Below are 5,715 nucleotides of genomic sequence, written 5' to 3'. Positions count from 1 at the left end.
GACGTGCAGTGGGACGGCAGGAACAATGCCGGCGGCGGCATGGAGCTGGACTTCGACCACGTGGAGGTCGGCATTTCCGATTCGAACGGGAATTGGAAATACCGGGATAGCGTGGCGCGTGACGGCTACTGCCATGTGACCGGGCTTGAACTGAACAGCACATGGTGGTTCGCGCTCAGGAGCGTCGATCATTCCGGCAACAAGTCGGCGTGGAGCGCGGGTGCCAGCGTCAAGGTCGCCCCGGTGCTCACGCAGGAGGATCTGAACAAGAGCGCCGAACAGATTCTGGCGGCGGCGAAGAACGACGCGGCCCAGCAGGTCGCCGTGGTCGACAAAAAACTCACCGAGACCGGCGCGCGGATCGAGGCGAACAAGGAGGCGCAGGACAAGGCCGACGCGGCGATAAGGGCCGACGTGTCGAAGAACGCGCAGGCCATCACCGACAACAAGAACGCGCAGGCCTCAGTGGACAAGGCGCAGGACGCCGCCACCAAGAAGGTGTCGGACGACCTCGCGGCGGCGAACAAGACGATCAACGCGAACAAGGCCGCCACCGACAAGGCGCTGGCCGAGGCCGAGAAGAAGGCCCAGGACGCCTACGACAACGCGGTCAACGCGCAGAAGACCGCCGACGGCATGCACTCCATCTTCAAGGGGCCCGACGACCCGCGCAACGACAAGTCGAACACGGTGAGGGCCGGCGACTTCTGGTTCGTAACCCAGAAATACTGGACCCGTTGGCTCGGCGAGGCGAACAACAGCACCTCACTGCTGGCGGACTTCTACACGTATTGGGAGGGCGCGGCGAACGACAGTGCGAGCGTGCTCGTGCCGTTGAGCTCGCGCGTCACCGCCGTGAGACAGTTCGACGGCACGCAGTGGAACGAGTTCAACCTCGTCGCCAGCAACATCATCGCCACCGGCTCGATCACCGCGCAGCTTGTGGACGCGGAGTTCTTCCACGGCCGCACCATCGTCGGCGGCACGTACCGCACCGAGGGCGGCAACGTGACCATCACCGACTCGGGCATCATATTCAGCGACCGCAACCGGCACCTGCTGAGCTTCGCCAGCGATTCGAGCGGCAAATGGCAGCTGACCATGGACGCGCCGATCGTGTCGGACGCGAGCATGAGCGCGCCGACCATCACGGGCGGCACGATCACCAGCGCCGTCTACAGGACCGCGAACGGCGGGCTGACCATCAACGACGCGGGAATCGTTCTGAAGAACGCCTCCGGCACCAGCACGCTGGCGGCGGACTCGGCCACCGGCAGCGTGACCCTCGTCGGCACCGTGAAGGCCAGCCAGGTCACCGGTTCGACGATCACGACCACGAACGGGCGCATGCTGTGGAACGATGACGGCCTCGTGCTGAGGGACGCCAACGGGAGCATAACCCTGTACGCGAGGTCGATGGACGGCAGCGTGACCATGAAGGGCTCGCTGACCAGCGGCAGCACGCTCTCCGGCGTGACCGTCACCGGCTCGATCATACAGACCACGGGCATCGCGAACAGGGGCGTCAAGCTCACCAGCGGCGGACTCGTCGGCTACGATTCCTCGGGCAACGCGAAATTCGCGCTGGACACCAACGGCAACCTGAAGATGGACGGCGGCATACTCGCCAACGGCACCCTGACCGCGCCCACCGTCAACGCGGGAGTCATGACCAGCACCGTCATCAACGCGCCGGTCGTCCAGTCCAGCACTGCGGATAACACGGGTTGGAAGCTGCGGGGCAACGCGCTGGACATGTGGGACTCGAAGCGCAGCCACACGGTGCATCTGGACGGCGAGGGCGCGAACAACCTGCTGACCGGCACGTTCCAGACCGGCCTGTCGGGCAACAGGGTGATGATAAGCCCCTCGTTCCGGCAGTTCGAGATCGATGGCACGGACGAGTTGGAGGGCGCGGGCATCCAGTTCTACCACGGCACCGGCTCGTACAAACACCCGTACATCGCGGTCGAGTCCACCACGCAGCAGGAGGGCGAAGTCAGCGCGCTCACGTTCAACGGCGGCTACCGCGCGGAGCACGACCCCGGCGCGTTCGCCAGAATCGGCGAACGCAAGGGCTCCGACAACACCACCAAGGGCGGCACCGTGTTCCTCGCCGCATATCAGGACTATGAATCGCCCGATACCGGCAAAAAGCGCGCCTACCTAACTCTGTGGTCTCCCAAGACCGGGGACACGACCGCCACGCTCGCCGCGCAGGACCCCAATGGCCGAGTCGGCATCCAAGCCGACATCGACAGCGGATACCTGTACATGGGAGGTTTCGTCGGCGGATTCACGGACAGGGCGACGTTCCTCACGGCCTTCTGGAAGGCGTGGTGGGGCGGGGCCGGCACCGGCTATTACACCTCCACCACCATGACGTACACCCCGGCGAAATACGGCTACTACCGGTGGGTGGTGAACCCGGCGGCGACCGTCTCTTTCGCGACCGCGCATACGGGCGGCGACACCGCCTCGAGCACGACCATCTACGGGTACGGGGAACGCGGCCAGGATATATACGTGAGCGCCCTGGCATATCTACGTAAATAAGGAGGGCACCGTAATGGATTTTATGGTGGAGGACGGCATGCTGCTCATGCCACGCACCAACCCGGACACCGGGCAGACCGCGTGCGGCATGGTCTCGTTGGAGACCATCGCCGCATGGGGGGAACTGTTGGGCACCGGCAGTGACGTGGAGACGGTCGCGGCGATCATGCAGGCCAAGGATCCCGGCATCATCGACCGGGAGACCGCGCGTCATGCGTGGACCAGCGCCTACGAGCAGGTGGAGCATGACGCGCTTGAGGATCTGAATCAGGTTCGCGCCGCCTCGCTGCACCGCGCGTTCACGCCCACCGGGGCGTTGGCTCCCGACGGGCGTGCGGAGACCCGCCGGCTGTTGGGCCTGGACTCCACCGTCACCGACCCGTATGAGGCGGACGCGGCCATCGCCGCCGCGCAGGCGGTGGCCGAATCCACGACCGACGAACCGGAACCGTCGATACGGTTGCCCGCCGGCGTGGACGCCACGAGCCTCGAAACCCTGCTCGCCGAACACGCCGCGGAAATCCAAACCGCGCGTGAAAAGTTCATCGACGCGATAACCCCACCAATCACCGATAGGAGATAACCATGAAAGACAAAACCGAAACCACCGTGGCCGCGGACGCGAGCGACGTGATCGCCACATTGAGCCAGCAGATCAGCAGTCTGAGCGTGGACCTCGCCATCGCCAAGGCGCAGGTCAACGCCCTGCAGCGCAGGATCGCCGAGCTCGAGGCCAAGCAGGCCGAAAACAAGTAATCAGCCAAACCATTTTCCCGAAAGCCACCCCACGGGGTGGCTTTTCTCATACCCGAAAACAGAAAGGGGAAAGGCATGGTGTATCTGCACAACTTTTACCTCAATCCCATGTTCGACCCGTCCGGCCCCCGACCGGGAGCCGACGCGCATAACTGCACGGTCGGATACGTCAGCGAGTACAAGCCGCCGAGCCTGTATCCGGGCGTCAACCTGACCACCATCAACGACGGCGACGGCTTCGCCCAGGTCCCGCACCCCGGCCTGCCAAGGGAGACGCCGCTCGTGCTCGCCGCGAACACCTACGCCGACGAGGGGGGCAGACCCCTGCACGGCAGCTGGCTGGAATGCTGGGGCTACGACAGGAGCGGCACGTGGCGTACGCTCGGCGGCACGAACGGCGGCATGAGTGCGGAGTTCACGATACCCGGAGAGCGTAAGGAGCCTCCCCAAATCGTCTTCCGCGCCCCCGGCAAGGCCGGCCAACGCATCAACATGTGGTGCATCTTCGTCGGCGCCAAGGCCGACTACGAGGAGCTCCAACTGCTCGCGCCAGGCAGCCCGTTCGCCGGAAACCTCATGCCACTGCCATTAGGGGGGGGCTGGCTTAAACGCCGTCGTCTGGCTGTTCGCGCTCACCGCTCTGACTGGGTGGTGGCCGCATGACGTATGTACGCAACTACATGACATGCGGACGCTCCGGCTCGTCGGGCAATATCACGGAGTCGCCTCTCGGCACGCTCAGCCTCGCGGCCATTCCGGAGGCTGGACAGAGCGAGGTCTTCGCCCAATGGGCGGGAATTCCGATACCCGAGCCGGGAGTATGGGTGATAGCCGCCCGCTGCCGGCAGGCTACGCTCCCAGGATCGGGGGTGCAAAACCCGCTCAACGGCGTTCTGCCGGTCTGGAGCGGAAACTTCGTCCAAATGTTGAACAGAGGTCAAGACGTAGTGGAGGCGAAGAACTACGCCTACGAGTTCACGGTGCCCGAGGGCACGGAAACTCTGACGTGGCGAGTGTGCGCCCCATCGGGCACGGGCTGTTCCGCGATATGGGATCACCTGTACATCGGTCCGAAAACCGATTGGCCGCAGCTCAAGGCGCTGGGTCTCGACTGGTTTCGCGGCGACATGATGCCAATGCCCTAGATTTCGGACTGGGGGTGGCGGCATGAGCTACATCACCAACCTGTACACCGACCCCTCATGCCACAAGCGGTTAAGCACGTGGTCCAACGGCAGTGGCGTGAATGTCGAGCACATCGACGGGCACTTCCGCTACACGAATACCGGCAACAATAGCTGGTCGATAATCGACTGGTATAGCTGGCGTGAATTGATGAGACTGGGCCGTGTCGTGGTCGTCGCCTACACGGCCACCAGCGGGCTGAGCGTGGCAGTGGAGAACGGCATGACACTCGTCTCCGGCACGACCCCATCGGGTGCCGCATGGACGGCGGCGAAGATCAACGGGGACGGCAACCGCAGCATCTACTGCCAAGGCAGTGGCAGCCTCCTGTTGGAGGCCATGGCCGTGTACGAGGCCGACGAATGGCCGACCGTCCAACAACTCCTCCCCCGGTTCCCCTTGTTCACCGGCAGTTCGATGCCACTCGACTGACCCAAGGAGGAGGCGTATGCCTACATGACCCTGACCGTATGGCTCACTTTCGCGGGCACGATCCTCGGCAGCGGGGCGACCGGCACCCTGACCGCGTGGATGCTCAAACGCTTCGACCGGACGTCCGTGTTGGAGCAGGCCGTGCGAGAGCTCCTGTTGTGCCGGCTCGAGGACCTGCGCGCCGAAATGGTCGCCCGCGACGGCATAGCCGACGAGGACCTCAAAGGCCGCAGCCAACGCCTCTACGACGTGTACCACGAGCTCGGCGGCAACGGGCACGGCACCGCGTTGAACGACGACATCCAGAGCGCGCCGATAGCGCCCCGACAATCCCGGCCCACGACCGTGGGCCACAAACAAACAAACAAACATCCCACAGAAAGGGGAAACATTGGTTAAAAACAAGGACAAGCCGAAACCGTGGTGGAAGCGGCTGACCGCCAAGGGTATGGCGCTGATCGCCGCCATGTGCATGATGACGCTCCCCGCGACCGCCCACGCGGACATGCAGGGCGTGGACATGTCCAACTGGCAGTGCGGCGCTGACGTGTACAACATGCAGGCCGACTTCATCGTGGTCGGCACCACGTGGGGCACGGGACAGGTGTACAACAACTGCCTCGTGTCCGGCGTCAACACGGATGCGAACCGTATGATCGCCCAGGCGCAGGCGTCCGGCAAACGGTTCGGCCTCTACCATTACGCCATGGGTGGCAACCCCGAGGCCGAGGCCCAGTTCTTCTACGCCAACACGTCGAACTATTGGCGTCACGGCATCGTCGCCCT

Annotated in this window: 6 protein-coding genes and 2 pseudogenes; all 8 read left to right on the top strand. The window is 64.3% G+C overall.

Annotated elements, in window-relative coordinates; genetic code table 11:
• Window positions 1-2,556: pseudogene (locus FYJ31_RS13005) on the top strand (hypothetical protein); the annotation flags it as partial.
• Between the two features lie 13 nt (window positions 2,557-2,569).
• Window positions 2,570-3,139 (top strand): hypothetical protein, encoded by a 570-nt coding sequence (locus FYJ31_RS12335; protein ID WP_227485092.1) that lies wholly within the window; start codon window positions 2,570-2,572, stop codon window positions 3,137-3,139.
• 2 nt (window positions 3,140-3,141) lie between these two features.
• On the top strand, window positions 3,142-3,312 hold the full coding sequence (locus tag FYJ31_RS12595; RefSeq protein WP_168796064.1) for a hypothetical protein: 171 nt from the start codon (window positions 3,142-3,144) through the stop codon (window positions 3,310-3,312).
• 36 nt (window positions 3,313-3,348) lie between these two features.
• Window positions 3,349-3,975 carry a hypothetical protein gene (locus FYJ31_RS12330; protein WP_154536809.1) on the top strand — a complete coding sequence of 209 codons (627 nt, stop codon included), beginning with the start codon at window positions 3,349-3,351 and terminating at the stop codon, window positions 3,973-3,975.
• Between the two features lie 260 nt (window positions 3,976-4,235).
• Entirely contained in the window at window positions 4,236-4,457 is a 222-nt protein-coding gene (locus FYJ31_RS12325; protein ID WP_154536808.1) for a hypothetical protein, read from the top strand.
• A gap of 22 nt (window positions 4,458-4,479) precedes the next feature.
• Entirely contained in the window at window positions 4,480-4,929 is a 450-nt protein-coding gene (locus FYJ31_RS12320) for a hypothetical protein (RefSeq protein WP_154536807.1), read from the top strand.
• A 24-nt stretch (window positions 4,930-4,953) separates the two neighbouring features.
• Window positions 4,954-5,328, top strand: coding sequence for a hypothetical protein (locus tag FYJ31_RS13000; protein WP_229774126.1), 375 nt, complete (start codon window positions 4,954-4,956; stop codon window positions 5,326-5,328).
• Window positions 5,321-5,715 (top strand): annotated as a pseudogene (locus FYJ31_RS12310) (GH25 family lysozyme); the annotation flags it as partial. The gene FYJ31_RS13000 and the pseudogene FYJ31_RS12310, both read left to right, overlap by 8 nt.

Source organism: Bifidobacterium sp. WCA-178-WT-4B (assembly GCF_009696495.1).
GTDB lineage: Bacteria > Actinomycetota > Actinomycetes > Actinomycetales > Bifidobacteriaceae > Bifidobacterium > Bifidobacterium infantis.
Note: the sequence above shows the minus strand (reverse complement) of the source record. Positions and strands in the feature narration are given on the sequence as shown.

What these genes read in the sequence shown, in the direction of transcription:
- FYJ31_RS13000 (WP_229774126.1), top strand. Translation starts at nt 4,954, where the DNA reads ATGACCCTGACCGTATGGCTCACTTTCGCGGGCACGATCCTCGGCAGC.
- FYJ31_RS12335 (WP_227485092.1), top strand. Translation starts at nt 2,570, where the DNA reads ATGGATTTTATGGTGGAGGACGGCATGCTGCTCATGCCACGCACCAAC.
- FYJ31_RS12320 (WP_154536807.1), top strand. Translation starts at nt 4,480, where the DNA reads ATGAGCTACATCACCAACCTGTACACCGACCCCTCATGCCACAAGCGG.
- FYJ31_RS12595 (WP_168796064.1), top strand. Translation starts at nt 3,142, where the DNA reads ATGAAAGACAAAACCGAAACCACCGTGGCCGCGGACGCGAGCGACGTG.
- FYJ31_RS12325 (WP_154536808.1), top strand. Translation starts at nt 4,236, where the DNA reads ATGTTGAACAGAGGTCAAGACGTAGTGGAGGCGAAGAACTACGCCTAC.